Origin of the sequence: Streptomyces sp. NPDC047081 (assembly GCF_040643775.1) — a bacterium.
Lineage (GTDB): Bacteria > Actinomycetota > Actinomycetes > Streptomycetales > Streptomycetaceae > Streptomyces.
Genome location: NZ_JBEYUY010000006.1, coordinates 1 through 26,439 on the forward strand (window position 1 = coordinate 1; position 26,439 = coordinate 26,439).

The window sequence follows — 26,439 nt, forward strand, 5'->3', positions numbered from 1 at the left end:
CTCGAACCGCCACCGATGCACCGCCCGCATGACCAACTCCCCGTCCGGCTCGGGGCGCGCGGCCGTACGACCGGAGCCGGCCCCCGAGGACGCGCGTGCCGCGCTGCCCGCGGCCGCCGCCCGACGGCTCGCGCTGCTGCTGGCGGACCGTGGCGGCACGGCGGGCGGCCGCCGGGGCACCGCACCGGACCTCACGGAGCTGCTGCCGCAGTGGCTCGCGGCGGCGAACGCCCGGGGATTCGCCGCCCCCGCACACCTGTTGCCCGCGCTGCTGGACGCGGCACGCGGGCGTACGGATCTGCGGTCGGCGGCGCTGGTGTTCGCGGGTCCGCGTGCCGTGTGGCTGGCCCGGCTGAACCCGGACTGGCGGTTCGCCCTGCGGGCCACGCCGGGCGGGGGCGCGGCGCTGCCGCAGCTGGAGGACGAGGAGAAGACCCGGCGGCTGTGGCAGGAGGGCCTGTTCGCCGAGCGGGTCGCGCTGCTGTCGGCCCTGCGCGACCGCGAGCCCGCCGCCGCGCGCGAACTGCTCGTCACGACCTGGCAGACGGAGCGGGCCGAGGACCGCCTGATGTTCCTCGACTCGTTGCGGAGGGGCCTCGGCCCGCAGGACGAGCCGTTCCTGGAACAGGCGCTGGCCGACAGGAGCCGCAACGTCCGGGCGACGGCGGCCGAGTTGCTCTCCGCGCTGCCGGATTCGGCGCTGGCCGGGCGCATGGCGGTCAGGGCCGGGGCGTGCCTGTCCGTCGACCGCACCCATGCCGTACCGACGATCGCCGTCCAGGCCCCGCGCGAGTGCGACGCGAGCATGGAGCGCGACGGTGTCGTGGCCAAGGCTCCGGCGGGGCGGGGTGAACGGTCGTGGTGGTTCGGCCAGTTGGTGGAGGCGACCCCGCTCGGGACGTGGCCCGGTCGGCTCGGGGGACGTACGCCGAAGGAGATCGTGGCGCTGCCGGTCGCGGACGACTGGCAGGGCGAGCTGCACGCGGCGTGGTGCCGGGCCGCCGTACGACAGCGGGATCCCGACTGGGCCCGGGCACTGCTGGGCGCGCCCTCGGCCCCCGAGGCGGGCGGTCCGGGAGCGGTGTCGCTGGCCGAACGCGCCAAGCTGCTCGGCACGCTGGACGCCGCCGAACGGGCCGACTGGGTGGCCGGTTTCATAGCGGCGCACGGGCTGTCGGAGGCGTTTCAGTTGCTCGGGGTGTGCGCGGTGCCGTGGACGGCGCCGCTCGGGCGATCAGTGGTCGACGCGCTCGACATCGCGCGGGACGCGGGGAGTTACCCATGGAGTTTCAGCGGAGTGATGGGCCTGGCCGAGCGCTGCCTCGACCCTGCCGAGGCAATCCACCTGGACGGCCTCCAGGCAGTCCCGGCCGAGTCGGAGCACGCGTCCCCGGGAGCGGGCGGCTACTGGGCGGAGGCGTTCCAGCGCCTCGTCACAACCTTGCGACTGCGGGCGGCGATGACGGAGGAACTGGGGCTCTAGGACGGCGAACCGGGAGTGCGGGACGGCGCCTCGTCAGCACCGGCCAGGCACTCTCAACCCGTCCGGCGATTGAGGACGAGGCCGTTCAGGCCGAACGGGGGTCCGGGGACGGAGCCCCCAGGAGGACCGGCGCTCCCGACCACCCCGCAGCGAACGAGGGCCTAAGCCCCGGTCGGCTGCCCGGCATGCGCCCGCACCCAGTCCACGATGGACTGAGTCGTCGCACCCGGCGTGAAGATCTCCGCCACGCCCTTCTCCTTCAGCGGCGGGATGTCCGCCTCCGGAATGATCCCGCCGCCGAAGACCAGGATGTCCTCCGCGTCCCGCTCCCTGAGCAGGTCGATCACCGCGGCGAAGAGCGTGTTGTGGGCGCCGGAGAGGATGGACAGCCCGATCGCGTCGGCGTCCTCCTGGATCGCCGTGTCGACGATCTGCTCCGGCGTCTGGTGGAGCCCGGTGTAGATGACCTCCATACCCGCGTCGCGCAGCGCCCGCGCGATGACCTTGGCCCCGCGATCGTGGCCGTCGAGCCCCGGCTTGGCCACCACGACGCGGATCGGACCGGCTGCCACACCCATCACTGCCTCCATGAAGCGACTGCGTCCATCCTTACCGGCGCATCCGTCCCTACCGACAAGTACAGGCGTACCCGAATCGCCCGGGAAAGTGAACGAACGTTATCTCCAGCATCCCGCAACCGGCAGTTTCGCGCTGTCGGCCGAGGGGGAAATCACACGGTGGGACACGTTCACCGCGCGACGTTCCGGCAGGAACACGCGCAACGGGAGCCGCAACGAGGTCGCCGTACCGCCGCGCCGCAGGCCGCGCGCCGTGGTGATACGGCGTGTCGACGTCGGTACGTGCAGTCGACAGCCTGGGCCGCGACTTCCCATGAGGGCACACGGGGGACAGAGCCGTCCTCCAGCGTGCCGACAGGAGGTCGGCCATGAAGGTCACCAGGGCAGTGCACCCCTTTCTCCCGCTCGGCCGGCGTCTGCTCCCGAGCAGGCTGGCCGGACTCTCCCTCGCCCTGCTGAAGGCGACCGCCCTGGAGCTCGCGATCCTGGCCGGACACCTCCTCCTCTATCCCTCGGGAATCACCCAGGAACGCCGTGCCCCGCTCCCCCCGCCCGAGGGCGCCGCCCAGCTGCCGACCGAGACGAAACCCCCGGTCGTCCTGCTGCACGGCTTCATAGACAACCGCTCGGTGTTCGTGCTGCTGCGCCGCAACCTCGCCCAGCACGGCAGGCAGCGGGTCGAGTCGCTCAACTACTCGCCGCTGACCTGCGACATCCGCACGGCGGCCGAGCTGCTCGGCCGGCACATAGAGGAGATCTGCGAGCGCACCGGCAGCAAGCAGGTCGACATCGTCGGGCACAGCCTCGGCGGGCTGATCGCGCGGTACTACGTGCAGCGGCTCGGCGGCGACCTCCGCGTCGGCACGCTGGTCACCCTCGGCACCCCGCACTCCGGCACCCGCGTGGTGCCGCTGGCCGACGCGCACCCGATCGTGCGCCAGATGCGCCCCGGTTCGAAGGTGCTCGAGGAGCTGACGCTGCCCGCACCCGGCTGCCGTACCCACTTCGTCAGCTTCTGGAGCGACCTCGACCACCTGATGGACCCGCTGGAGACGGCCTGCATCGACCACCCCGACCTGCTGGCGCAGAACGTGCGGGTGAGCGGGATCGGCCATCTCGCCCTGCCCGTGCACCCGGCGGTCGCCACCGGGATACGCCAGGCCCTCGACGCCACCCGGACGGGAGCCGAGGCCGCCGCCCACGCCGGCGGCCTGACAGTGGCGTGATGGCCCCCTGACAGCCACCCCACATCGAACGCTCTTCGAACACAAGGCCAAACCCGCGCCCGCACTCCCCCGAAACACGGCCGAATGCCCGTTTCCTGCGCGCCCGAAACCAGTTGAAGATTGTCGCGCCCGCATAACGCCGGGTACAGTCACCGCACTGCTCTGGCAGCCCCTGTTGTCGAGGCGAAAGAGAAGTTGGTGAACGACCGTCACCCGTCGGGGACCATGACCACCCCGGCTCCGGCTTCCGATGCCGCCTCGGCGCACTACGCGTCCTATGGCACGCAGGAAGCCCAGTACGGTGACTTCACCACCTACGGCGGCTACGACGCGAACGGTTTCGCGACCGGCGCGCACGCCACGGCGACCTTCGACGCCGACCCCCTCTTCGGCAGCCTCCCCGGCGACGGCACGACCGGCTCGTACGACTCCGGACAGTGGGCCACGGGCGGCCACCAGACCCTGAACTACGACATGTACGCGGCCCAGCACCACGCCGCCTACGACACCGGCGCGTACGAGACGACCGCCTGGGGCGTCGACCACCAGCAGCTCTCGGCCATCCCGCCGCAGTCCACCGGGCACGACACCTCCGGACACTGGGACGCGAGCGCCTGGCTCCAGCCCGACCACTCGGGCCCCGCGGCCGACCAGACCCAGCACTGGGAATGGGGCACGCAGACCTTCGACAGCGGCATGTACGACGCCACGCAGTGGAACTCCGACGGCTCGGCCGCCGACGGCACCTCCGCCACGGACGGCTACGAGCAGCCAGGCGAACCGTTCGACCAGCAGGCGACCTCGGTCTTCGAGCAGGTCGAGCACGGCGCGTACGAGGAATACCAGGAATACGAGGAACACCCGCAGGACGACGGCGAGTTGGCCGGCACAGGTGAGCTGCCTGCCGTAACGCCACTGCAGGAAACGCCGCTGCTGGACGACCAGGAAGAGGTCACGCCGGCCCCGGGATCGCGCACGGCCGCCCGCAACGCCTCCCGCTCCCGCCGCCGTACGCCTCCGAAGCGCTCCGCGCTGCTGACCATCGCCGTGCCCTCGGCCTGTGTGATGGGCGTGGCCGGCATCGCCGCCGCCTCCGTGGGCACGCTGACCGGTGACAAGGACAGCTCGACCACCGCGTCCGACACGCACTCGGTGAAACCGGCCGCCGCCAACAACAAGTTGGACACCCAGCTCGAGAGCCTCTCGGCGGGCGCCGACGACTTCGCCGACCGGGCCAGCCGGACGCAGGAGCGCATCGACCTCAAGGCCCAGCAGGAGGCCGAGAAGAAGAAGGCGGCGGCGGAGGCGGCCCGCAAGGAGCGGCTGCGCCCCAAGTACGCCCTCCCGGTCACCCAGAAGGGGCTCAGCGCCTACTTCGGCCAGGCCGGCATCAACTGGATGTCCGTGCACACCGGCATCGACTTCCCGGTCTCGTACGGCACCACGGTGATGGCCGCGACCGACGGCACCGTCCGCACCGAGTGGAACAGCGCGTACGGCAACATGATGATAGTGACCGCGAAGGACGGCACGGAGACGTGGTACTGCCACCTCTCCAGCTACCGCGTGGCCTCCGGTACGACGGTCAAGGCCGGCGATCCGATCGCGTACTCCGGCAATTCCGGCAACTCGACCGGCCCGCACCTGCACTTCGAGGTGCACCCGGCGGGCGGTTCGGCCATAGACCCGCTGCCGTGGCTGCGCAGCCACGGGCTCAACCCGACGTAGAACCCGCCGACTTCCTTGTGAGCCCCCGCTGTTGCAGCGGGGGCTCAGCGCATTACGGCTTCTCCATCGGTCACAGCTTCTCTACGGGCGCGTACCGCAGCAGCAGCCGCTTCGGCTTGGCGTCGCCGAAGTCGATCGTCGCCTCCGCGTTCCCGCCCGTGCCCTTCACCGCCACGACCGTGCCGAGGCCGAACTGGTCGTGCGTGACCCGGTCGCCGACCGCCAGCGCGACCACCGGCTTGTCGGAGGCGCGACTCGTCGCGAAGCCGGACGCGCCCGAGGCCGAGGAGCGGGAGCGCGAGGAGGACAGCGAGGACGCCACACTCGACGCCGGGCCGGAGGAGACCGGCGCCGTGGCACCCGTGCGCTTCCAGTCGACGTGGTGGGCCGGGATCTCCTCCAGGAAGCGGGAGGGCGGGTTGTACGACGGCTGCCCCCAGGCGCTCCGGAGCGCGGACCGGGTCAGATACAGGCGTTCACGCGCGCGCGTGATGCCGACGTACGCGAGCCGACGCTCCTCCTCCAGCTCCTTGGTCTGGCCGAGGGCGCGCATGTGCGGGAAGACTCCGTCCTCCATGCCGGTCAGGAAGACGACCGGGAACTCGAGGCCCTTGGCGGTGTGCAGGGTCATCAGGGTGATGACTCCGGAGCCGTCCTCGTCCTCGTCGGGGATCTGGTCGGAGTCGGCGACCAGCGCGACCCGCTCCAGGAAGTCGGCGAGCGAGCCGGACTCCTCGCCGTCGCCGGACTCCTGCTCGAACTCCAGGGCCACGGCGGCGAGTTCCTGGAGGTTCTCGATGCGGGTCTCGTCCTGCGGGTCGGTGGAGGCCTGCAACTCGGCCAGATAACCGGTCCGTTCGAGGATCGCCTCCAGGACGGTCGCCGGGCCGGCGCCCGACTCGACGATCGTACGGAGGTCCTCCATCAGCGTGTTGAACCGCTTCACGGCGTTCGTCGACCGCGCGGCCATGCCGTACGCCTCGTCGACGCGGCGCAGCGCCTGCGGGAAGCTGATCTTCTCGCGCTGGGAGAGGGCGTCGATCATCGCCTCCGCGCGGTCGCCGATGCCGCGCTTGGGGACGTTCAGGATCCGGCGCAGCGGCACCGAGTCCTCGGGGTTGGCGAGCACGCGCAGGTAGGCCAGGACGTCCCGGACCTCCTTGCGCTCGTAGAAGCGGACGCCGCCGACGACCTTGTAGGGCAGGCCGACGCGGATGAAGACCTCTTCGAAGACACGGGACTGGGCGTTCGTACGGTAGAAGACGGCGACGTCGCCGGCCTTCGCGTCCCCCGAGTCCGTGAGGCGGTCTATCTCCTCGGCGACGAACTGGGCCTCGTCGTGCTCGGTGTCGGCGACATAGCCGGTGATGCGCGCGCCCGCGCCCGCGTTGGTCCACAGGTTCTTGGGGCGGCGGGACTCGTTGCGCTCGATGACCGCGTTGGCGGCGGAGAGGATCGTCTGCGTGGAGCGGTAGTTCTGCTCCAGGAGGATCGTCGTCGCGTTCGGGTAGTCCTCCTCGAACTGGAGGATGTTGCGGATCGTCGCGCCGCGGAAGGCGTAGATCGACTGGTCGGCGTCACCCACGACACACAGCTCGGCGGGCGGGAGGTCGTACTCGTTCGGCGGGACGTCGACGGGGTGCTCGCTGGTCCCCACCAGCTCGCGCACGAGCGCGTACTGGGCGTGGTTGGTGTCCTGGTACTCGTCGACCATGACGTGGCGGAAGCGGCGGCGGTAGTGCTCGGCGACGTCCGGGAAGGCGCGCAGGAGGTTGACCGTCGTCATGATCAGGTCGTCGAAGTCGAGGGCGTTCGCCTCGCGCAGCCGCGACTGGTACATCGCGTAAGCCTGGGCGAGGGTCTTCTCGAAGCCGTCGGCGGCCTGGGCGGCGAAGTCCTCCTCGTCGATCAGCTCGTTCTTCAGGTTGCTGATCTTGGCGCTGAAGGACTTGGGCGGATACCGCTTGGGGTCGAGGTCCAGGTCGCGGCAGACCAGGGCCATCAGCCGCTTGCTGTCGGCGGCGTCGTAGATCGAGAAGGAGGACGTGAAGCCGAGCTTCTTGCTCTCCCTGCGCAGGATCCGCACGCACGCGCTGTGGAAGGTCATCACCCACATCGCGTTGGCGCGCGGGCCGACGAGCTGCTCGACGCGCTCCTTCATCTCGCCGGCGGCCTTGTTGGTGAAGGTGATCGCGAGGATCTGGCCCGGGTGCACGTTCCGCTCGGCGAGGAGGTGCGCGATGCGGTGCGTGAGCACACGGGTCTTGCCGGAGCCGGCGCCGGCCACGATGAGCAGGGGCGTGCCCGCGTGCACGACGGCGGCGCGCTGGTTCTCGTTCAGCCCGTCCAGCAGCGCGGCGGGGTCGATCACCGGCCGCGGGGCGCCGTCACGGTAGTAAGTGTCCCGGTCCGGCGGCACGTCGAACTTCCCGCCGAACAGATCGTCCGGAACCGGTTCCGGACCGTGATCGTCCTCGGGTGGCGGTGGGGGTTCCTCCTCGTGGCCACGGGGTGCCTTGAGGTCCGCCAGGAAGCTGTCGTCAAAGAGGCTGCTCATCGCTCTCCGAGTCTAGGGCGCCCCACTGACAACCCGCTGCCGCCCCGAGAACATCGCGGGATCCGACGAAGCCGACACGCTCCCGGACCACGCCGTCACAGTACGTGAGCACCCTCGCCCTGCTGACCAAAGGTCACGAAAATGTATCGGGCATATCGAACATCAACCTTCACACGGGCCACACGAGTTGGCTACCGTTCCGAGCAGGCCGAACGACCCCCACCGGCGAACCTCGCCGGGCCGTGCGGCCTCCGCCGAGTCCGGGGCGCCGCCGCGCAGCCGGAGCCGGGGACCCACCGACCTTGGGGTGAATCGGTCCAACTCCCATGGGGGACAAGGACCGTAGGGCAACCCTTCCGAACCACCCGCCCGAACCCGACAGCTAACTCGGTAGGCGGATTATGGAAGGAGTCGCCTCCCTTGGCGTCGCACCGCAAGTCGCGCCCCGCGGGTACGCGCGTAGCCGGCATACGCACCCCCGCTCTCGCCACGGCCGCCCTCACCTCCGTGGCCCTGCTCTCCCAGACGGCCAACGCCGCCCCGTCCGCCGACGGGAACCCCTCCCTCGAAGAGGTCGAGAAGAAGGTCGACGACCTGTACCGCCAGGCCGAGTCGGCGACCGAGAAGTACAACGCGGCGAAGGAGAAGACCTCCAAGCAGCGCAAGCGCGTGGACGGCCTCCTCGACGACGTCGCCAAGCGCGCCCAGAAGCTCAACGAACAGCGGGAGCGGCTCGGTTCCTTCGCCGCCGCCGAGTACCGCACGGGCGCCGCCGCGCCGGACACGGCGACCTTCCTGCTCGCCGACTCCCCGCAGGACTACTTCGACCAGACACAGCTGATGAGCCGGCTGACCTCCCGCCAGAAGAGCGAGGTCGACGACTACTTCAGCGAGCAGTCCGCGACGATGAAGAAGCGCCAGGAGGCCTCCGAGAACCTCCAGTCGCTCACCGAGTCGCAGAACGACCTGCAGACCGCCAAGTCCACCGTCCAGAAGAAGCTCTCCGACGCGCGTGAGCTGCTGTCGAAGCTGACCGCGCAGGAGAAGGCGCGGCTCGCGGAGATCGAGAAGAAGAAGCAGGAGGAGGCCGCCCGCAAGGCCGCGGAGCTGGCGCAGCAGCAGGCGGCCGAGCAGAAGGCCGAGGAGCAGGCGGCCCAGCAGAGCGGTTCGTCCACGTCCGGGAGCGGAAGCACGTCCACGGACTCCTCGTACGCCACCAAGGCCGCGAAGGCCCTCGCCTTCGCCCGCTCGCAGATCGGCAAGCCGTACGTCTGGGGCGCGACCGGCCCCGACTCCTACGACTGCTCAGGCCTCACCCAGGCCGCGTGGAAGGCCGCCGGCGTCTCCCTCCCCCGCACCACCTACGACCAGGTGAACGCCGGCACCACGGTCTCCCTCGCCGACGCCCAGCCCGGCGACCTGATCTTCTTCTACGACGACATCAGCCACGTCGGCATCTACATAGGCAACGGCATGATGATCCACGCCCCCAAGCCCGGCGCGTACGTCCGCGAGGAGTCGATCTACTACGGCGGCGAGTCGATCATCCACAGCGTGGTGCGGCCGGCGTGAGACAGGGGCGCGCCCGACTGGCGTGAGGCTGGGCAGGGGGCGCGCGCCAATGAATGAGCGCGGGCGCGCGAATCAACCTTGCGCGCCCCGCTTCATCACTGCGCGCCCCGCCTCATCACTGCGCGCCCCGCGCCAATTTCCTCGCGCACGCGCGCGTGCCCCGGCCGCAACCCCTGGTGTGCTCCTTAGCATCGGCTGCATGGCTGCCCACTCCGCCGATACGTCCGTTTCGTTCCGTGCCTGGTGGGCGCGGCGTGCGCCGGCGGCCGGGGGTGCTGTGATGGCGACCGGGATCGTGTCGGTCGGGCTACAGCTGACGGGGGACGAGGTGGTGTCGCGGGTCGCGCTGGTGATCGCCTGCGTGGCCTGGCTCGGCCTGGCGGCGGACTTCGTGGCGCGGCTGGCGTGGGATCGCGAGCGGTGGCGGGCCGAGGCCGGGTCGCCCGCCGCGCTCACGGCCGTCGCGGCGACCACCGTCCTCGGGACGCGGTTCTCCGCGCTCGGGTGGCAGACCCTCGCCGAGGCCCTGCTGGCGCTGGCAGTCGTGCTGTGGCCCGTGCTGCTCGTGGACGTCGTACGCCACTGGGGTCGGCGCATGCCGGGCGCGGTGTTCCTGTGTTGCGTGGCCACACAGGGCCTCGCCGTGCTCGCGGCCGCGCTGGCCGGGGCGGAGGCGGTGGCGTGGCTGGCGCACGCCGCGCTCGTACTGTCCGGGCTCGGTCTCGTCCTCTACGGCTTCGCCCTCGCCCGCTTCGACCTGCGGCAGGTCCTCGAAGGCGCCGGCGACCACTGGGTCGCGGGCGGCGCGCTCGCCATCTCGGCGCTGGCCGGGTCCAAGCTGATCGCCGCCGACAGCGCGCGCCTGTATCTGTGGAACGACGACGACCGCGGCGTCCTGCGCGCCGTCACCCTCGCGCTGCTCGTGCTCGACGTCGCCTGGTACGCCGTACTGCTGGTCGCGGAGGCCGCACGGCCCCGGCTGCGTTACGACGTGCGGCGCTGGTCCACCGTCTTCCCGATGGGGATGACCGCGGCGGCGACCCTGTCCATCGCCGCCGTCCTCGACGTCTCCTGGCTCGAAGGCCCGGGTCGGGCGCTGCTGTGGATCGCGGTGGCGGCGTGGCTCGCCGTCGCCGCGGGGGCCGTCGTCGCGGCCCGCGCCGACCTCAGGTCCACAGCACCGCGATGAAGATGTTCGCCGTGGTGAGCGCGCCGACCAGCCCGAACAGGCTCTTGTCGACCTTCTCGTCGTCCCGCTTCACATAGACCAGCCCGAGGATCACGATCAGCAGGGCCAGCTTCACGCCGATCTTGATGTTGTTGACGTGCTGGTCGTCGGCCTGGTTGAGGCCGACCAGGATCGCGCCGGTGACCAGCATCGTCAGCGCGCCGTGCAGCATCGCCGGGACGAAACGGGCCTCGCCGCGGCCCATCGCCTTCATCTGGGTGAGGAAGCCGCCGAGGAGCGAGGCGATGCCGACGATGTGCAGGCCGACGAAGAGATGGATGAGTACGTCCATGAGGCCGGAGCTTAAACAGGGGCGCACGGTGCGTCCGACACCGGCCCCGCCGCGACCCGTCCGGCAGGCGCGATTGGATCTTGCATATATGCGGCCCGTAGCAGCCCGTCACCCGTACGTGTCCCGGAACCCCGACATCGGTCAGCCCACTGCGTGAAGTCGACGGCTCCGGAACGGGATCACGGTCGTTTACAGTCACCCGCCGATCGACCGGCGGCACTTCCGCACATTGCGTTACCAAGCCGACACAGCCGGGTTTAGCGTCCTCCACCAGGTGACCGGCTCCCCACCGCCGCCCGGGCCAGGGGCGGCAGTCGATCACCACCGCCGAGAAGGTCCGGCGGCGGCCCGCTCCCCCTGTGCGGGCCGCCGCCGGACGCGTAAGTCGCCCCGTCCCCCCGGGGGTCGTACGAAAGGACGTGCAGTCCACGTGGCAGCGCATCGCAGGCCCGGTCGGCGTTCGATCGGTGGTCATACGGCCCGTACCGCCTTCACGATCGCGCTGGCGGGCGCGGCGACCGCGACGGCCTTCGACGGGACCGGCGACGCCGCACCCCAGCTGACGCCGGCGCAGGTCAAGGCGAAGGTGGACAAGCTGTACCAGGAGGCGGAGGCCGCCACCGAGAAGTACAACGGCGCGAAGGAGAAGGCGGACGCGGCCGAACGGCGGCTGTCCGGCCTGCGCGACGAGGCCGCGCGCAGGACGGACGGGCTCAACTCGGCGCGGGACGCGCTGGGTTCGATCGCTGCGGCGCAGTACCGCGACGGAGGCATCGACCCGGCGCTCCAACTCGCCCTCTCCGACGACCCCGACCACTACCTCGCCGGCGCCGAGTTCGTCGACCGGGCGAGCACCCGGCAGGCCGCGGCCGTCGCGAGCGTCCGCAAGCAGCTGCGGGAGATCGAGCGGCTGCGCGGCGCCGCGCGCGTGGAGCTGACCTCGCTGAAGTCCCGGCAGGCGGAGCTGAAGCGCGAGAAGAAGACGATCACCGGGAAACTGGACGCGGCCCGCCGGCTGCTCTCCCAGCTGTCGGCCGAGGAGCGCGCCCGCCTGGGCGAGGGCGCGGGCGGGACGGGCCGCGCGTCACGCTCGTCCGCCTCCGGCGCCCGCGTCGGCTTGGAGGCCCCTTCCGGTACGGCGGCCAAGGCGCCCAACTCCCGTGCCGCGGCCGCTGTTTCCTACGCCTACTCCAAGCTCGGCAGCCCCTACGTCTGGGGCGCCACCGGCCCCGACGCCTTCGACTGCTCGGGCCTCGTCCTGGCCGCCTACCGCTCCGCCGGCATCTCCCTCCCCCGCACGACCTACGCCCAGATCGACGCCGGCCACCGCGTCTCCCGCTCCGAACTCCTCCCCGGCGACCTGGTGTTCTTCTACTCCGGCATCAGCCACGTCGGCATCTACATCGGCAACGGCAAGATGATCCACGCCCCGAACCCCTCGGCCCCGGTCCGCATCGCCCCTATCGACGAGATGCCGTTCGCGGGGGCGACGCGGGTCGTGTGAGCGAGCGCCGAGGACCGGCGCCCGATCACCGACCGCTCAGACCAGCCGTCGCGCCGTCGCCCACCGCGTCAGCTCATGCCGGTTCGACAGCTGCAACTTCCGCAGGACCGCCGAGACATGGGACTCGACCGTCTTCACCGAGATGAACAGCTGCTTGGCGATCTCCTTGTACGCGTACCCGCGCGCGATGAGCCGCAGCACCTCCCGCTCCCGCTGGGTGAGGCGGTCCAGGTCCTCGTCGACCGGCGGGGCGTCCGTGGAGGCGAAGGCGTCCAGGACGAAGCCGGCCAGGCGGGGCGAGAAGACCGCGTCGCCCTCCTGGACCCGGAAGATGGAGTTGACGAGGTCGGTGCCGGTGATCGTCTTGGTGACGTAGCCGCGCGCACCGCCGCGGATCACGCCGATCACGTCCTCCGCCGCGTCCGACACGGACAGCGCGAGGAAGCGGACGGGCTGCTCGGCGTCGGCCATCAACGCGGCGCAGCGGCGCAGCACTTCGACCCCGCCGCCGCCCGGCAGATGGACGTCGAGGAGGACGACCTCGGGGCGGGTCGCGGTGATGACCGTGACCGCCTGGTCGACGTCGGCCGCCTCGCCGACGACCTCGACGCCGGTCTCCTCGGTGCGGCCGATCTCGGCCTGTACGCCCGTACGGAACATGCGGTGGTCGTCGACGAGGACCACGCGCACGTGCCGCTCGCCGGCGCCGCCGGCGGTCGGCTCCACGGGCTCCGCGTTCGCCTCGGTCGGGTCGCTCATGACGTCTTCTCCGCCCTCTCCATCTCCAGCTCGACCTCCGTGCCGCCGTCCGGCACCGCGCGCAGCCGCGCCGTGCCGCCGTGCCGCTCCATGCGGCCGATGATCGATTCTCTGACGCCCATGCGGTCGGCGGGTATCGAGTCGAGGTCGAAGCCTGGGCCGCGGTCCCGCACCGACACGAAGACCGTCCTCCCCTCGACTTCGGCGTAGACCTGCACCGCGCCGCCCTCGCCACCGTACTTGGCGGCGTTCACCATCGCCTCGCGCGCGGCCTGCATCTGTGCGCCGATTCTCTCGTCGAGCGGGCAGTCGCCGACTATGACGACCTCTATGGGGACGCCGTGCTTGTCCTCCACCTCCGCGGCATTGCGCCGCACCGCGTCGGCGAGGTTGGCGGGTTCGTCCTCCTCGTCCTTGCCGGTGCCCTCCGGTTTGTAGAGCCAGGTGCGCAGGTCGCGCTCCTGGGCGCGGGCCAGGCGGCGCACCTCGTTCGCATTCTCCGCGTTGCGCTGGATCAGCGTCAGGGTGTGCAGCACGGAGTCGTGGACGTGGGCGGCGACCTCGGCGCGCTCCTGGGCGCGGATGCGCATCAGGCGCTCCTCGGAGAGGTCCTGGGTCATACGGACGAGGTACGGGCCCGCGAGCAGCGTTATCCCGACGAGGACCGCGAGGGCGGCCTGGAGGACGGAGCCGAGGTGGGCGGCGGAGCCCTGCAGGACGAAGACTCCGGTGACGCCGGCGGTGACGAGGAGGACGCCGCCCGCCGCGCGGAGCAGGCTGAGGGTGCGCTTGCGGCGGCCGACCTCGACCCAGCGGGCCCGTCGTGCGTTGTCCGCCTGGCGCCAGACCAGGGCGACGCCCGCGCCGACGAGGACGACGGGCCAGAGGTAGACCTTGGCGCCGCCGCTCAGATTCACGTTGCCCACGAAGACCATGGCCACCACGACCATGAGGAGCAGGGCGACGATCTGGCCCTTGTCCGGCTTGCGGGCGACGAGTCTGCGGCGGCCGTCGGGCGAGGTCTCGGTGGTGACCAGCGACGGGGGCCGCTGGCCGCCGACGCCGCCGACGCCCAGCGGTACGAAGAACCAGAACGCGGCGTACAGCAGCGCGCCGAGGCCGTCCGCCATGAACAGGCCGACGAAGACGAGCCGCACCCAGACCACGGGCAGCCCGAGATGCCCGGCGAGCCCCCGCGCCACACCACCCAGCCAGCGTCCGTCACTGCTGCGGTAGAGCTTGCGCGGCGGCCGCGGTTCGACGATGGGCGCTGCAGCGGCTTCCGGCATGCCACCGATACTCACACGGGCGGCGGACCCAGGCATCAGGGTCGACCCCCGAGACTCCCCTGATCTTCGAGGCCGGGGCCCGTCGAACGCTTCCCCGGCGTCGGCTCAGGGGCGATATCAGGGTCCGGCCAGGGTCGTTCCGACTCCCGCCGGGGCGGTCGGGCCGTCACCATGGACACATGACAGATCACGAGCGCGCCACGACGGGTCGGGGACCCGACGCCGACACCGGCCCCCCGGCCGACGCGCCCGCACGCGTGCACGCACAGGCGCACGCACACGGGCAGGCGGGCGCGCGCGGAGAAAGGGGAGCGGCGGCGGCAGCCGGAGCCGGTGACGCCGGGGCGCCCGACGCTGACGCCGGGGCGCGGGATGCGGATGCCGGTACCGGTGCCGGTGCGCGGGACACGGACGCCGCTGCCGGTGCGAGGAACGCGGACGCCGCTGCCGACGCGGGCAGGCCGGCCGAAGGGGACCCCGCGACCGCCGCGGGCAGGCCGACGCAAGCCCACCCCACGACCGGCGAGGGCGGGCCACCCCAAGGCCCCCCTGCGACCGGCAAGGGCACGCCGCGCCAAGGCCACCCCGCAACAGGCGAAGGCGGACCCGCCGAGGAATCCCCCGCCGCAGCGGACCCCACCGCAGCCCCCCGCAAGCTCCGCCGGGACCGGCAGTACAAGGTGCTGGCCGGGGTGTGCTCCGGGCTCGGGCGGCAGTGCGACATGGACCCGGTGATCTTCCGGATCACCCTCGTCGTGCTCTCCGCGACCGGCGGCATCGGCCTGATCTTCTACGGCTTCGCCTGGCTCCTCGTGCCGTACGAGGAGGACGAGCAGAACGAGCTCAGGAAGCTGCTGACCGGCCGGGTCGACGGCCAGGCGCTGACCGCCGTGCTGTTCGCGCTGGTCGGCTGCGGGGTGTTCCTGACGATGCTGAGCAACGGCGGGGTGCTGGCCTTCGCGGTCGTCCTCTCCCTGCTCCTCGCGGGCGCCGGGTACTGGTCGCGGCAGCGCGGCGCCCCCGACCCCGACCCGCTGGCCGCCCAGGCCGCCGCCGACGCCCCGCCGGAGGCCCAGGCGCCGCCGGTCCCCGCCGCCTACCCCTCCTGGTGGCGTGACCCCATCGTCAAGGACGGCACGCACTACGGCGGCACCGGCTACCTCTGGGGCCCGCGCGACTCCCACGACCGGGACATCGCCGCGGCGGTCAACATCAGCCTCGGCAACTCCTGGGCCGGCCACGCCGACCGCCGCGCCCCGCGCACCCCGGTGCCGCGACCGCGTGGCCCCCGCTGGATAGGCGGCTGGGTCTTCCTGCTCGCCCTCCTCGCGGGCGGCCTCGCCACCGCCGCCACCTGGGACGACCATGCGCTCGGCACCAGCCTGCAGGCAGGCCTGGCCGCCGCGCTGATCGTCTTCGGGCTGGGCATCGCGGTCAGCGCGTTCCTGGGACGGACGGGGGCGGGATCCATATTCATGGCCGTCGTCACCGCGGCCCTGCTCGCCTCGTCGGCCGCCCTGCCCAAGGACATCACCACGCACTGGACCCGCACGACCTGGCAGCCGGCCGCGGTCTCGGAGGTGCGGGAGATGTACAACCTCGGCACCGGGGTCGGCACCCTGGACCTCAGCCGGGTGCACGTGGGCAAGGGGCAGACGGTGAGTACGGGGGCCGATGTGGGGGCGGGCCGGCTGAAGGTGATCGTGCCGAAGGACGCGACCGTGGAGCTGAGCATCGACGTGGGGGTGGGGGACATCCAGTTGCCGGGCGACGAGAGCAAGGACGTGGACGTGGAGCCGGGCAAGCACAAGGACGTGACGCTGACGCCGGCCACCGGCACGAAGAACAGCGGAACGCTCGAGATCGACCTCCAGGTCGGCGTCGGACAGGCGGAGGTGGCCCGTGCTGCGTCATGAGTTCCAGCCCGGGAGGCTGATCGCCGGTTTCTTCCTCGCCCTCGCTGGCGTCGTCTACGCCGGTGACGCGGGCGGGCTGTGGGAGACGCCGTGGTTCGCGGTCATACCGATCGTGGTGATCGGGCTGTTCCTCGCGGGAGTGATCGGGGCGATCACCGGGGGGATACGGCGGCGCCGGTCGATCACGGCGCGCAGGGACGGCGCGGAACCCGAGCCGAACATACCGGGCTGACGGAGCCGCCCCGGAGCCGCCGACAGTCCCGCACGGCCGAGGGCCCGGCCAGACATCGGCCCCGGCCCCGCCCCCTGCACCGCACAGTCACGCCCCGGCGGCTGCGTCACCGGTAGCCCCCGCCGACCAGGAGCTACCGGTAACCTGCCGCCCGCTGCCTTCGGCGCGCGCGGAGTGCTGAATCGAGGGAGAGCACCGGGGCGCCCGCCAGGACCAGGGGGAGCCAGGCCATCAGGTAGGCGAGGTCGTTGCCGTAGTAGTACGGGTCGGAGGCCCAGCTGACGGTCATCCACAGACTGAAGGAGATCAGCGCGCCGCCGAGCGCCGCCAGCCGGGCCAGCAGACCGATCAACGTGCCGATGCCGACGGCGAGTTCACCGAAGGCGATGGCGTAGCCGAAGCCGGTGGGGTTCTTCAGGGCCAGGTCGATCAGGGCCGGGATGGCCGCGGAGTCGCGGGCCGAGCGCATCGTCTCGCCGATGGAGCCGGCGCCGGAGGACTTCATGAAGGCGCTGTCGGTGAGCTTGTCCAGGCCGGCGTAGATGAAGGTGACGCCCAGGAAGATCCGTAGGGGTAGGAGGGCGAATCGGGTGGCGGTGTCGCGCCAGTTGCGGTCGCCGTCGACGTAGGGGGTGTATGTGTCCGTGCGCATGCCGTGAGTCATCACTGCCGCCTCTCGCCCGCGGTGCCGGAGCCCCTTAAAAGACCATACGTACGAAAGTGAGGGCGCGCTCAATGCGTTCGTGCGGTTTTGCTGTCGATCCGCTGTCGATGCGGGGCGGCCCCGGGTCCGGGTGCCGGCCGTCAGTCGGTCACGTCGATCGCGTACCGGTTGGTCTCCACGCCGGCCGCCGTCACCACCTGTACGTCCACCCGCCCGGGCTCCACGTCGGCGGGTACGGGCACGGTCAGTACGGCGTCGGTGGGGTTGCTGAAGCCGCCCGCCACGGGGACCAGGGGCACGTGGACGTTGACCGCGCCGATGCGGACGACCATGCGGGACAGCCGGTCGGCGCCCTGGGCGCCGGGCGGGACGAAGCCCGCGCCCCGGATCTCGATGTCGTCGCCGGTGCGGATCGGGGCGTCGAGGTCGCCGGCCTCGCGGGCACGGACCACGGAGAGGATCACCGGGCGGCCGCCCTCGGCGTACTTGCCGGCCAGGTAGGTCGCGGCCGAGATCAGGACCACCACCGCAAGGCCCCAGGGGAGGTCGGGGAGTTGGTCGGGGCGGCGGGCCAGCCGTACCGCCGCGAACAGGACGGCGACGGCGCTGATCACGACGTACTGGATGTCGGCGAAGGTGCCGCGGCCCGCGTCGTCGGTCAGCAGGTCGGAGGCTCTCGGGCGGTCCGCGCGGACCTTCTGCAGCCGCTGGCCGAGGACCCGCAGCCCGATCACGCGCCGCACCAGGACGGCGATGCCGCACACCACGGCGAGCACGGTCACCATGCCGGCGCCGCGGGCGAGTTCGAGGCCGGAGAGGAGCGTGTCCCGTTCGGCGTGGCCGGATGCGGCGGCCAGGCGGCCGACGAGGACCAGGACCGCGTAGGCGACGAAGAGGACCCAGGCGGCGGCGACCGCCCTGGAGGTGGAGAGGCGGTTGTCCTCGCCGATCAGGGGGGCCAGCGCGCCGCCCCGCGCGCGGTGGAACCAGGAGGCGGTGGTGAGGGCGCCGGCCACCAGCAGGGCCGCGAGCAGGCCGGCCGTGCGGGCGGAGGTCCAGCCCGCGCCGATCGCCGTCAGCGACTGCACCAGCAGCAACAGCACCACCAGGGCCCACACGGCGATCGCGGTACGGCGCCACAGGCGGGCCAGCCAGGCCTCGCCCTCGGCGCGGCCGCGTTCGGCGACGAGTTCCGCGGACTGGGTGAGTTCCTCCGAGACCCACTGGCGGGAGGCCTGGGCCGAGTGGGCAACCGCGGCGGGCAGCCCCTGTCCGGCCGCGAACCCGTCGCGCATCAGCAGGAATTCGGCGACCGCCCGCCGGTGTCCCTCACGCGCCCCGTGCGGGCAGTCCCCGCAGGTGCAGCCGCCCGCATGCGCCCCACCGTGCGCAGCCGCGTCCGCACCCCCTCTCGCCTCCTGCACCGCCACCGACGTCCGCCTTCCCAGCGACCACGACCCGATCGACCGGCGCCCCTGCCCAGCAGTCGAACGCCGTCCTGCAACTCCCCTGCGATGACAGCGAATTGTGCCCTACGCCACCCCGGTCGCGTCCGGCAGGTCTGGTCACGGCGGGTGAAGCGGGGGCCGCCGTGTTGACCCGGCTGCGAGAATTTCCCTATGGCCGAGATCATCCAGCGGGACGGGACCTGGGCCTTCGACGGCACCACGGTCAGGATCACGCCGGGCCTGCACCGCTCCGTGCCACTGTTCCGGCAGACGTACGGAGAGGTCGCCGTACCCCTCGAAGCCATCGCCGGCGTCGTCTTCGAGCCCGAGCGCAAGCGCGGGCGGCTGCGGATGCGGCTGCGGGAGGGGGCCGATCCGCTGCTGCAGGCGACCGGCGGACGGCTGCCGGACCCGGCCGATCCGTACCGGCTCGTGGTGGACGTGGACCGGGCGGGCGTCGCCGAGTACATCGCCGAGGAGATCCGGCAGGCGCTGATGCTGGACCAGATCCCCAAGGAGCCGACCAAGGCGTATCTGCTGCCGGGGCCGCCGGTGCCGGTGTCGGTGCGCTCCTCCGACGGCACCGCCTCCTTCGACGGCACGCAGGTGCGCATCGACTGGGCCGACACCTCGGACCGGGTCAAGCGGGCGACCGGGCCGCGGATCATCGCCCTCGGTGATCTGGTGCAGGTGGAGTGGCTGCCCAACTCCGGTTACGAGGACGGCTTCCTGCGCTTCGTGACCCGGGAGACGGCGTTCTCCAAACTGCCGCCGGAGAAGGACCCGTACGCCCTGGATCTGTGGGGCAGCGCGCGCCGCGATCTGCTCACCGCGCTCGTCGCCACCGCGGTCACCGCCCGGTTGCCGCACCCGTCCACCCGGGGCGGTGACTTCGCCGACCGGCCGCGGCCCACGGGCGCCGTGCCGCCGTCGGCCGACCATCACGACGTACTCCTGCGAAGGCTGCGGGAGTTGGGCGAGCTGCACCGGGAGGGGGTGCTCACGGACGAGGAGTTCGCGATGACCAAGGCGGCGGTGCTGCGGGGGTTCTAGGGTCTGTCCGGCGGATCAGGCCGGCTGTGAGAAACGGTGCGTCTTGGCCGAGCCGAGCGGGGTCTGGCGCTCCCCCACTGCCTTAAGGGCGTGGGAGGTACCCCCAAGCTGCAAGGCGGAGGAGGGCGTCGACGCGGTGGGGGCACCTCCCGGCCGAAGGCTGGGGGACGTCGGCAACCGACGACAACGCGGCTGGGGGTGCCCCCCTCTGGGGGAGCGCGTGCCAGACCCCGCGACGCCGTCATGATCTGCCGGACAGGCCCTAGCTCAGGAGATCCGGCTCGCTGCGGCTGATGTCCTGCCACAGGGGCTGGTAGTTGATCCAGGCCACCAGGTCGCCGCCGAGCTGTTCGCGGGTCGCGACCGCCAGTTTGTGGTCGATGAGAAGGGGGCGGCCGGCCGCCTTCGCGGTGAGCTGGACCTGGCTGGAGCGTTCCATGGACAGGAACCACCAGGCAGCCGCGTCCACCGAGTCGCCGACGGTCAGCAGGCCGTGGTTGCGCAGGACGAGCGCCTTGCGGGAGCCGAGCGCGGTGGCGATACGGCGGCCCTCCTCGGCGTCGACGGCGACGCCGGTGTAGGCGTCGTAGAGGGCGTGGTCCTCGTAGAAGGCGCAGCTCTCCTGGGTGATGGGGTCCAGGAGGTCGCCGAGTGCCGACAGGGCGCGGCCGTGCACCGAGTGGCAGTGGGCGACGGCGACGACGTCCGGGCGGGTGGCGTGCACCTGGGCGTGGACGGTGAAGGCGGCCTGGTTGACGTGGTAGCGGCCCTGGATGACCTGGCCGTCGGAGTTGGCGAGCACCAGGTCGCTGACGGTGACGTGCTTGAAGGGCATGCCGAAGGGATTGACCCAGAAGCAGTCGGAGTACTCGGGGTCGCGCGCGGTGATGTGCCCGGAGACCCCGTCCTCGAAGCCGAGCCGGCCGAACAGCCTGAGGGCACCGGCCAGCCGTTCCTTGCGGTGGAGCCGCTCGTCGTCCAGCGATTCGTGCATCGGCGGCATGGCGAACTGCAGCCGGTCGTTGGACAGGGGCAGCGGTGGGGTCGGCCCGTGCATGTGTCCCTCCAGCACTGGGTGGGTTTACGAGGCGGAAGTTACCGTCGGTCAGCGCAGGAGAACAGAGCTGATTTGTAAAGATGACGCGCGCGAGAGGGTGCCCGCCCGCGATACCCGACAGCAGATGTCCGGTATCGGCACGACACTCGACGTATGGCATGGAACTGGGCGGCCTTCGGCGCCGCCGAACCCGAGCTCGCGAAGACCGCCGAGGAGCGCTTCGGAGCCTTCACGCACCACGTTCTCGCGACCCTGCGCAAGGACGGTTCGCCGCGCACCACCGGCCTGGAGGTGCGCTTCCTCGACGGTGAGCTGTGGCTGGGCATGATGCCGGACTCGCTCAAGGCGCTCGACCTGCGCCGGGATCCGCGGTTCGCGCTGATGGCGAACCCCGGGGAGGGCCAGTCGATGGGCGGGGGTGACGTACGGATCGGCGGGCGGGCGTTCGAGGTCGAGGACCCGGAGGCCAAGGCCGCGTACGGCGAAGAGGTGGAACCGCCGGAGCCGTTCCACCTCTTCCGCACCGAGCTGACGGAGGTCGTGCGGACCTACGTCGAGGACGAGAAGTACCTCGTCGTCCAGGTCTGGCAGCCCGGTGAGCCGGTACGCGTCATCAAGCGCACCTAGCTGTCACCCAGGGGGCACCCTGGGCCTACTCCCACTCGATCGTGCCCGGCGGCTTCGAGGTGACGTCCAGGACGACTCGGTTGACGTCCCGCACCTCGTTCGTGATCCGGGTCGAGATCTTCGCCAGGACGTCGTACGGCAGCCGGGACCAGTCGGCGGTCATGGCGTCCTCGGAGGAGACCGGGCGCAGCACGATCGGGTGGCCGTAGGTGCGGCCGTCGCCCTGGACACCCACGCTGCGGACGTCGGCGAGCAGGACCACCGGGCACTGCCAGATGTCCCGGTCGAGGCCGGCCGCCGTCAGCTCCTCGCGGGCGATGGCGTCCGCATCGCGGAGCAGGTCGAGGCGCTCCTTGGTGACCTCGCCGACGATGCGGATGCCGAGGCCGGGGCCGGGGAACGGCTGGCGCTGGACGATCTCGTCCGGGAGGCCGAGCTCCTGGCCGACCATCCGGACCTCGTCCTTGAAGAGCTTACGGAGAGGCTCGATCAGCTTGAATTCGAGGTCCTCGGGGAGACCACCGACGTTGTGGTGCGACTTGATGTTGGCCGTGCCGGTGCCGCCGCCCGACTCGACGACGTCCGGGTAGAGCGTGCCCTGGACCAGGAAGGCGACCTCGGGGCCCTCGTCCGCGATGATCTCGGCCTGGGCCTGCTCGAAGACGCGGATGAACTCGCGGCCGATGATCTTCCGCTTCTGCTCCGGGTCGGAGACCCCGGCGAGCGCGGTGAGGAAGCGCTCCTCCGCGTCCACGACGACCAGCTTGACGCCGGTCGCGGCCACGAAGTCCTTCTCGACCTGCTCGGTCTCGCCCTTGCGCATCAGGCCGTGGTCGACGTACACGCAGGTCAGCTGGTCGCCGATGGCACGCGCGACGAGGGCCGCGGCCACGGCGGAGTCGACGCCGCCGGACAGGCCGCAGATGGCGCGCTTGTCGCCGACCTGCTCGCGGATGGCCGCGACCTGCTCCTCGATGACATTGCCGGTGGTCCAGTCGGGGCTCAGGCCCGCGCCCCGGTACAGGAAGTGCTCCAGCACCTGCTGGCCGTGCGTGGAGTGCATGACCTCGGGGTGGTACTGGACGCCGTAGAGCTTCTTCTCGTCGTTCTCGAAGGCGGCGACCGGGACGACGTCCGTGGAGGCCGTGACGGAGAAGCCCTCGGGGGCGGCGGAGCAGGCGTCGCCGTGCGACATCCACACGTGCTGCTCGGCCGGGGTGCCCTCGAAGAGGGTGGAGGACGACTTCGATACGTGCAGATCGGTACGGCCGTACTCGCGGGCGCCGGTGTTGTCCACCGTGCCACCGAGGGAGCGGGCCATCAGCTGGAAGCCGTAGCACATGCCGAAGACGGGGACACCGGCCTCGAAGATCTCGCGGTCGAGGCTGGGGGCGCCCTCCTCGTACACGGACGAGGGGCCGCCGGAGAGGATGATCGCCGCCGGGTTCTTGGCGAGCATCTCCGCGACCGGCATGGTGCTCGGCACGATCTCGCTGTAGACCCGGGCCTCACGGACGCGGCGGGCGATGAGCTGGGCGTACTGCGCGCCGAAGTCGACGACCAGGACGGTGTCGGGGGCGGATGCTTGTGACACGGGGGCCTTCCGGCGGCTGGGCGGGGGTCTGTGGTGCCGATTCTACCGGGGTGGCCGTGGGGACCGGTCCGGCCTGCTGGGGGCTGCGCCCCCAGACCCCCGCTTCGGCCTGAACGGCCTCGTCCTCAAACGCCGGACCGGCTGGTTGCTATAGTCACCCCATGCTCAACACCGCGACCTTCCTCTTTACCTATGGCACCGGGCCCACCGGCTGCCATGGTCGTGCTGCTTGAGCAACTGACAAGCGACTTCCCCAGGCGCCCCGGGCCGACAAGGTCCGGGGCGCCTGGTGTTTCCGGACCTTGCCGCTCCGGGGCACGCCTCACCTCACCGAGGAGCCCCGACATGACCGACCTGACCACCACCGCACCGGAAGCGACCATCGCGGACGCCCGCGCGCGCATCGACGCCCTCGACGACCGGATCATCGGGCTGATCCAGGAACGGATGGCCGTCTCCGCCGTCGTGCAGCAGACCCGGATCGCCTCCGGCGGCCGACGCGTGAACCTCTCCCGCGAGATGGAGGTCCTCGGCCACTACAGCGAAGCGCTCGGCAAGCCCGGTACGTCCCTCGCGATGACGCTGCTCGAACTGTGCCGCGGTCGCATCTGAGTTCGGGCCCTTCTCACCCGTACGGCGCCGTGACCGCCCCGCGAACCGCTTCGTTGGTGCTGGTGTCCGTGCCAGCCAGGGGCGGGCCCGAAAGAACCACGCGTGGCTTGCCGGAGCGATGAGACGTACGGGTCGTGCCGTATGTCGTGGGACCTCGTTCCGGAGTTGGGACCGGACGGCAGGGGACAGCAGCCCGGTCACCCAAGTAAACGGTCGGTCCCGGGGACGCCCGGGGCCGACCGGCGGAAAATGCAAAAATGCACAACCCTGGGTCAAACGGTTGCGTAGGCCGCGTCCATCCAGCACGATGCGTACAAAGCCCAAGTCCCGCCGCAGGCAACCGCATTGCACTACCGCCAGAGGTACAGACCATCCGCGCGCCCCACGCGCGCCGGGGCGGCGACCCAGGGCACACAAGGGCACACGAGACAAGCGGCGCAACCCCCCGGCGCCGCTCCCAGGCACCGGCGCTGCCCTGACGTCGGTGCTGACGGAGAAGGGCCCCGCGGCCAGGTTCCGCGGGGCCCTTCGCTTGCGTCGATGTCGATCCGGAAGCGCGTCTCAGACCCGGGACACCGTCCCGCAGCCCTTCGCCTGGCCGTCGATGCCCTTGCTCCGGTCGTACGGGTCCGTCGTCGGCCCCGACGGGGCGGCGCCGGTCGGGGTGTCCGAGGTGAACTCGGGGTGCAGATAGCCGTCGTAGACGTCGCAGGCGGAGTTGCCGATGTCGCGGTCGTAGCGGCGGATGGTGATCTTGCCCGGGGTGACCTGGTAGCGGGTCGGGTCGGACAGCTGGACGTCGAGGATGCGGCGGACGATGGTGCGGGTGACCTCCTTCGAGCCGCCGGCGCGGACGACCGGGTAGACGAAGGTGTAGTCGGCGTGCACGGCGACCGACGACTGCTCGCCGGCCTTGAAGGTGATGCGGCCGCGGGTCTTGACGACATCGCCGACGAGCTTGATCTCCGTCGGGTCGAAGCGGCTGAACATCGAGAGCGGGTCGTGCTTTTCGTCCGGTTTGCTCAGCGACGTGTCGAGTCGCGTGAGCAGGTCCGTCTGCTTGGGTTCGATCACGCCGAGCGCGGTGCCGGGGCGTTCGCCGCGCAGGGTGGCCGAGTTGAGGTTCGCGTCGACCAGGAGGGTTCGGGTCTGCTGCAGGGCCTGCTCGACCTGGGCTTTGGACAACGTGCCGACCGGGGTGGCCTTCGGCAGGACGATGCCGGCCGCGCCGTCGGCCCAGCGCTCGGCCGGGGAACCCGCGAACGGCCGGGCGAGGGTGGGAATGTCGGGGTCGGGTGACGAGGGCGGGGCGGTGGGGGCCGCGGTCTCCGGCGGGAGCGGCGAGGCTTGGGCGGCGGAGGTGTCGTCCTTCGTGCCGAAGGGGTCGCCGGGGATGACCGACGGCTTCACGGCCACTACGGCGACCGCCGCGGCGAGGAGGACGCCGAGCACCGGCCAGACACGGCGGCGGCGCCGCTCCGGGCGGGTGGCGGCGCCGGCGCGCCAGTTCTCGGGGCGTTCGCCGCGGGCGTCCTGCTGCCGCAGTCGCTCGGTGACCATGCGGGCGCGGGCGGAGGGTTCCTTGGGGGCGGAGCCGATCCCCGCCTCGGTGTCCTTGAGGAACTTGTCCCATACGTCGTCGGGTATGGAGGGCTCCTCGCCGGAACCCGGTCTCGGCTCGTCGGACGGTCTGTCGGGCACGGCGCCGGCACCTTTCTGCGTCACTCGAACTGTGAGTCGCCTGTCGAGCAGCAGAGCGTACGTGACTTGGCGCACATAAAAAATCTGTTAGTCGGAGCACAACCATTCACAGGTGTTACGGATCCAACCATGCGAACCAAGGGCCACACCCGCGCCCCACACGCGGAGCCCTCCACACTGGACTCCTTGAGGTCTTCATGAAGCTTCGCCGTGCCATGGGTGTGGCCGCCGCGACCGCGGTACTCGCTCCACTCGCCCTGCTGTCCGCCCCCGTCGCGTTCGCGACGGACGAGACTCCGGACACGTCCACGAGCAGCCCCGCCGCCGACGAGAGCACTCCGGCCGCGGACGACAGCACCCCCGCGGCGGACGACACCACCCCGGCCGCCGACGACACCACGCCCGCGGCGGACGACACCACCCCGGCGGCGGACGACACCACGCCTGGCTCGGACGAGACCACTCCCGCGGCGGACGACACCACCCCGGCCGCCGACGAGAGCAGCACCACCTCCGCCACCCCGACGCCGAGCGCGAGCGAGACCGCTCCGGCGGACGGCGGCGAGCTGTGCGTCGACGACAACGGCGACAGCACCGCCGAGCTCAGCGCCGACCTGAAGAGCGGTCTGTCGGGCCTGCCCGAGACGATCGTCGCCGGCAGCGGCTGGACCGCGTTCTCCTTCAACGTCTCCAACAAGGGCGACGAGGAGATCAAGGACATCAAGCCGCTCATCGGCGTCGCCGCGATCGGCTGGGAGGACGAGAAGGACTACTCCGGCGAGATCCAGGTCCAGGTCTTCGACAAGTCCTCCAAGACCTGGCAGACCATCGCGGACGCGGCGGGCGAGGGCGGCACCTTCCCGGCGTTCTCGCTCAGCGGCGGCCAGTCGGTCTCGTACCAGCTGCGGCTGAAGGTCAGCGGCAAGGTGCCCGACTCGCTCGGTCTGACCGGCGGGCTCGCCGAGTACCAGGACGAGGAGGGCTGCTGGGTCGCCGACGACCCGAACGGCTGGATCTACTTCTTCGACATCCTGGCCGCCGGCTCCGACGCCGGGAACCCGGACGACGCCAAGCCGCAGACCGGCGGCATGAAGCCGCTGGAGGACGTGAGCGACGTCGACGCCACCGGCAGCCTCGCCGAGACCGGCTCCAGCTCCGCGCTGCCGGTGATCGCCCTGACCGGCGGGATAGCGGTCGCGCTGGGCGGCGGCGCGGTGTTCGTGGTGCGCCGGCGCAAGACCGGGGCGAGCGCGTAACCCGCCCCACGGATCTGCTCGAAGAAACAGACCTGCTGAAAGAAACAGAAGGACCCGCACTCG

The 26,439-nt window shown here is 71.5% G+C and carries 22 protein-coding genes and 1 riboswitch; of the genes, 12 read left to right on the plus strand and 10 right to left on the minus strand.

What is annotated here, in order from left to right:
• Window positions 1-1,483 (plus strand): DUF5691 domain-containing protein (locus ABZ848_RS12895; RefSeq protein ID WP_360829865.1); only part of this gene is annotated, 1,483 nt, incomplete at its 5' end.
• 161 nt (window positions 1,484-1,644) lie between these two features.
• Here ABZ848_RS12895 and ABZ848_RS12900 read toward each other — a convergent pair.
• Window positions 1,645-2,061, minus strand: a complete 417-nt coding sequence (locus tag ABZ848_RS12900; protein WP_360829867.1) for a cobalamin B12-binding domain-containing protein — start codon at window positions 2,059-2,061, stop codon at window positions 1,645-1,647.
• A gap of 368 nt (window positions 2,062-2,429) precedes the next feature.
• Here ABZ848_RS12900 and ABZ848_RS12905 point away from each other — a divergent pair, with 368 nt between their 5' ends.
• Both ABZ848_RS12905 and ABZ848_RS12910 read left to right on the plus strand, forming a co-directional pair.
• A complete protein-coding gene (locus ABZ848_RS12905; RefSeq protein ID WP_360829869.1) occupies window positions 2,430-3,287 on the plus strand; it encodes an alpha/beta fold hydrolase in 858 nt (285 codons plus the stop codon).
• A 225-nt stretch (window positions 3,288-3,512) separates the two neighbouring features.
• Window positions 3,513-5,015: a M23 family metallopeptidase gene (locus ABZ848_RS12910; protein WP_360830929.1), complete on the plus strand. Its 1,503-nt coding sequence runs from the start codon at window positions 3,513-3,515 to the stop codon at window positions 5,013-5,015.
• 70 nt (window positions 5,016-5,085) lie between these two features.
• Here the strand turns inward: ABZ848_RS12910 and pcrA are convergent, their stop codons facing one another.
• Window positions 5,086-7,572, minus strand: coding sequence for a DNA helicase PcrA (gene pcrA / locus ABZ848_RS12915; RefSeq protein ID WP_360829871.1), 2,487 nt, complete (start codon window positions 7,570-7,572; stop codon window positions 5,086-5,088).
• A 242-nt stretch (window positions 7,573-7,814) separates the two neighbouring features.
• Window positions 7,815-7,985, plus strand: a riboswitch (cyclic di-AMP (ydaO/yuaA leader).
• Between the two features lie 7 nt (window positions 7,986-7,992).
• On the opposite strand from pcrA, the gene ABZ848_RS12920 reads away from it, so the two are divergent.
• Together ABZ848_RS12920 and ABZ848_RS12925 are read left to right on the plus strand one after the other, a co-directional pair.
• Window positions 7,993-9,144: an NlpC/P60 family protein gene (locus ABZ848_RS12920; RefSeq protein ID WP_360829873.1), complete on the plus strand. Its 1,152-nt coding sequence runs from the start codon at window positions 7,993-7,995 to the stop codon at window positions 9,142-9,144.
• A 199-nt stretch (window positions 9,145-9,343) separates the two neighbouring features.
• Complete coding sequence (locus ABZ848_RS12925; RefSeq protein ID WP_360829875.1) at window positions 9,344-10,333, plus strand: tellurite resistance/C4-dicarboxylate transporter family protein; 990 nt, start codon at window positions 9,344-9,346, stop codon at window positions 10,331-10,333.
• On the opposite strand, the gene ABZ848_RS12930 is transcribed toward ABZ848_RS12925, so the two are convergent.
• A complete protein-coding gene (locus ABZ848_RS12930) occupies window positions 10,311-10,664 on the minus strand; it encodes a hypothetical protein (protein ID WP_360829877.1) in 354 nt (117 codons plus the stop codon). The genes ABZ848_RS12925 and ABZ848_RS12930 overlap by 23 nt on opposite strands.
• A 430-nt stretch (window positions 10,665-11,094) precedes the next feature.
• Between ABZ848_RS12930 and ABZ848_RS12935 the strand changes: the two genes are divergently transcribed.
• Window positions 11,095-12,168, plus strand: a complete 1,074-nt coding sequence (locus tag ABZ848_RS12935; protein WP_360829879.1) for an NlpC/P60 family protein — start codon at window positions 11,095-11,097, stop codon at window positions 12,166-12,168.
• A 36-nt stretch (window positions 12,169-12,204) separates the two neighbouring features.
• On the opposite strand, the gene ABZ848_RS12940 is transcribed toward ABZ848_RS12935, so the two are convergent.
• Together ABZ848_RS12940 and ABZ848_RS12945 are read right to left on the minus strand one after the other, a co-directional pair.
• The gene (locus ABZ848_RS12940; protein ID WP_360829882.1) at window positions 12,205-12,927 is read right to left on the minus strand and encodes a response regulator transcription factor; all 723 of its coding nucleotides are present in this window, start codon (window positions 12,925-12,927) and stop codon (window positions 12,205-12,207) included.
• Window positions 12,924-14,216 carry a PspC domain-containing protein gene (locus ABZ848_RS12945; protein WP_360829885.1) on the minus strand — a complete coding sequence of 431 codons (1,293 nt, stop codon included), beginning with the start codon at window positions 14,214-14,216 and terminating at the stop codon, window positions 12,924-12,926. Before ABZ848_RS12945 ends, ABZ848_RS12940 begins: the two co-directional genes overlap by 4 nt.
• A gap of 179 nt (window positions 14,217-14,395) precedes the next feature.
• On the opposite strand from ABZ848_RS12945, the gene ABZ848_RS12950 reads away from it, so the two are divergent.
• Both ABZ848_RS12950 and ABZ848_RS12955 read left to right on the plus strand, forming a co-directional pair.
• Window positions 14,396-16,132 (plus strand): PspC domain-containing protein, encoded by a 1,737-nt coding sequence (locus ABZ848_RS12950; RefSeq protein ID WP_360829888.1) that lies wholly within the window; start codon window positions 14,396-14,398, stop codon window positions 16,130-16,132.
• A complete protein-coding gene (locus ABZ848_RS12955; RefSeq protein WP_360829890.1) occupies window positions 16,119-16,364 on the plus strand; it encodes a hypothetical protein in 246 nt (81 codons plus the stop codon). The genes ABZ848_RS12950 and ABZ848_RS12955 overlap by 14 nt, the downstream gene beginning before the upstream one ends.
• 133 nt (window positions 16,365-16,497) lie before the next feature.
• Here ABZ848_RS12955 and ABZ848_RS12960 read toward each other — a convergent pair whose 3' ends face one another.
• Window positions 16,498-17,028, minus strand: coding sequence for a DoxX family protein (locus tag ABZ848_RS12960; RefSeq protein ID WP_360829893.1), 531 nt, complete (start codon window positions 17,026-17,028; stop codon window positions 16,498-16,500).
• Window positions 17,029-17,168: 140 nt separating this feature from the next.
• A complete protein-coding gene (locus ABZ848_RS12965) occupies window positions 17,169-18,458 on the minus strand; it encodes a hypothetical protein (protein ID WP_360829896.1) in 1,290 nt (429 codons plus the stop codon).
• Window positions 18,459-18,647: 189 nt separating this feature from the next.
• On the opposite strand from ABZ848_RS12965, the gene ABZ848_RS12970 reads away from it, so the two are divergent.
• Window positions 18,648-19,529: a DUF4429 domain-containing protein gene (locus tag ABZ848_RS12970; RefSeq protein ID WP_360829898.1), complete on the plus strand. Its 882-nt coding sequence runs from the start codon at window positions 18,648-18,650 to the stop codon at window positions 19,527-19,529.
• 262 nt (window positions 19,530-19,791) lie between these two features.
• Here ABZ848_RS12970 and ABZ848_RS12975 read toward each other — a convergent pair whose 3' ends face one another.
• Window positions 19,792-20,586, minus strand: a complete 795-nt coding sequence (locus tag ABZ848_RS12975; protein ID WP_360829901.1) for a class II aldolase/adducin family protein — start codon at window positions 20,584-20,586, stop codon at window positions 19,792-19,794.
• A 153-nt stretch (window positions 20,587-20,739) separates the two neighbouring features.
• On the opposite strand from ABZ848_RS12975, the gene ABZ848_RS12980 reads away from it, so the two are divergent.
• Window positions 20,740-21,213 carry a pyridoxamine 5'-phosphate oxidase family protein gene (locus ABZ848_RS12980; protein ID WP_360829904.1) on the plus strand — a complete coding sequence of 158 codons (474 nt, stop codon included), beginning with the start codon at window positions 20,740-20,742 and terminating at the stop codon, window positions 21,211-21,213.
• Between the two features lie 25 nt (window positions 21,214-21,238).
• Here the strand turns inward: ABZ848_RS12980 and guaA are convergent, their stop codons facing one another.
• Window positions 21,239-22,807, minus strand: a complete 1,569-nt coding sequence (gene guaA, locus ABZ848_RS12985; RefSeq protein ID WP_360829908.1) for a glutamine-hydrolyzing GMP synthase — start codon at window positions 22,805-22,807, stop codon at window positions 21,239-21,241.
• Between the two features lie 345 nt (window positions 22,808-23,152).
• Between guaA and ABZ848_RS12990 the strand changes: the two genes are divergently transcribed.
• The gene (locus ABZ848_RS12990; RefSeq protein ID WP_360829911.1) at window positions 23,153-23,419 is read left to right on the plus strand and encodes a chorismate mutase; all 267 of its coding nucleotides are present in this window, start codon (window positions 23,153-23,155) and stop codon (window positions 23,417-23,419) included.
• Window positions 23,420-23,980: 561 nt separating this feature from the next.
• Here ABZ848_RS12990 and ABZ848_RS12995 read toward each other — a convergent pair.
• Window positions 23,981-25,120, minus strand: coding sequence for a hypothetical protein (locus ABZ848_RS12995; protein WP_360829914.1), 1,140 nt, complete (start codon window positions 25,118-25,120; stop codon window positions 23,981-23,983).
• Window positions 25,121-25,317: 197 nt separating this feature from the next.
• Between ABZ848_RS12995 and ABZ848_RS13000 the strand changes: the two genes are divergently transcribed.
• A complete protein-coding gene (locus ABZ848_RS13000; RefSeq protein WP_360829917.1) occupies window positions 25,318-26,376 on the plus strand; it encodes an LAETG motif-containing sortase-dependent surface protein in 1,059 nt (352 codons plus the stop codon).
• The last annotated feature ends 63 nt before the right edge of the window (window positions 26,377-26,439 follow it).

What these genes read in the sequence shown, in the direction of transcription:
- ABZ848_RS12950 (WP_360829888.1), top strand. Translation starts at nt 14,396, where the DNA reads ATGACAGATCACGAGCGCGCCACGACGGGTCGGGGACCCGACGCCGAC.
- pcrA (WP_360829871.1), bottom strand. Translation starts at nt 7,572, where the DNA reads ATGAGCAGCCTCTTTGACGACAGCTTCCTGGCGGACCTCAAGGCACCC.
- ABZ848_RS12930 (WP_360829877.1), bottom strand. Translation starts at nt 10,664, where the DNA reads ATGGACGTACTCATCCATCTCTTCGTCGGCCTGCACATCGTCGGCATC.
- ABZ848_RS13000 (WP_360829917.1), top strand. Translation starts at nt 25,318, where the DNA reads ATGAAGCTTCGCCGTGCCATGGGTGTGGCCGCCGCGACCGCGGTACTC.
- ABZ848_RS12960 (WP_360829893.1), bottom strand. Translation starts at nt 17,028, where the DNA reads ATGACTCACGGCATGCGCACGGACACATACACCCCCTACGTCGACGGC.
- ABZ848_RS12945 (WP_360829885.1), bottom strand. Translation starts at nt 14,216, where the DNA reads ATGCCGGAAGCCGCTGCAGCGCCCATCGTCGAACCGCGGCCGCCGCGC.
- ABZ848_RS12975 (WP_360829901.1), bottom strand. Translation starts at nt 20,586, where the DNA reads ATGCACGGGCCGACCCCACCGCTGCCCCTGTCCAACGACCGGCTGCAG.
- ABZ848_RS12980 (WP_360829904.1), top strand. Translation starts at nt 20,740, where the DNA reads ATGGCATGGAACTGGGCGGCCTTCGGCGCCGCCGAACCCGAGCTCGCG.
- ABZ848_RS12990 (WP_360829911.1), top strand. Translation starts at nt 23,153, where the DNA reads ATGACCGACCTGACCACCACCGCACCGGAAGCGACCATCGCGGACGCC.
- ABZ848_RS12910 (WP_360830929.1), top strand. Translation starts at nt 3,513, where the DNA reads ATGACCACCCCGGCTCCGGCTTCCGATGCCGCCTCGGCGCACTACGCG.
- ABZ848_RS12900 (WP_360829867.1), bottom strand. Translation starts at nt 2,061, where the DNA reads ATGGGTGTGGCAGCCGGTCCGATCCGCGTCGTGGTGGCCAAGCCGGGG.
- ABZ848_RS12925 (WP_360829875.1), top strand. Translation starts at nt 9,344, where the DNA reads ATGGCTGCCCACTCCGCCGATACGTCCGTTTCGTTCCGTGCCTGGTGG.
- ABZ848_RS12940 (WP_360829882.1), bottom strand. Translation starts at nt 12,927, where the DNA reads ATGAGCGACCCGACCGAGGCGAACGCGGAGCCCGTGGAGCCGACCGCC.
- ABZ848_RS12905 (WP_360829869.1), top strand. Translation starts at nt 2,430, where the DNA reads ATGAAGGTCACCAGGGCAGTGCACCCCTTTCTCCCGCTCGGCCGGCGT.
- ABZ848_RS12970 (WP_360829898.1), top strand. Translation starts at nt 18,648, where the DNA reads ATGGCCGAGATCATCCAGCGGGACGGGACCTGGGCCTTCGACGGCACC.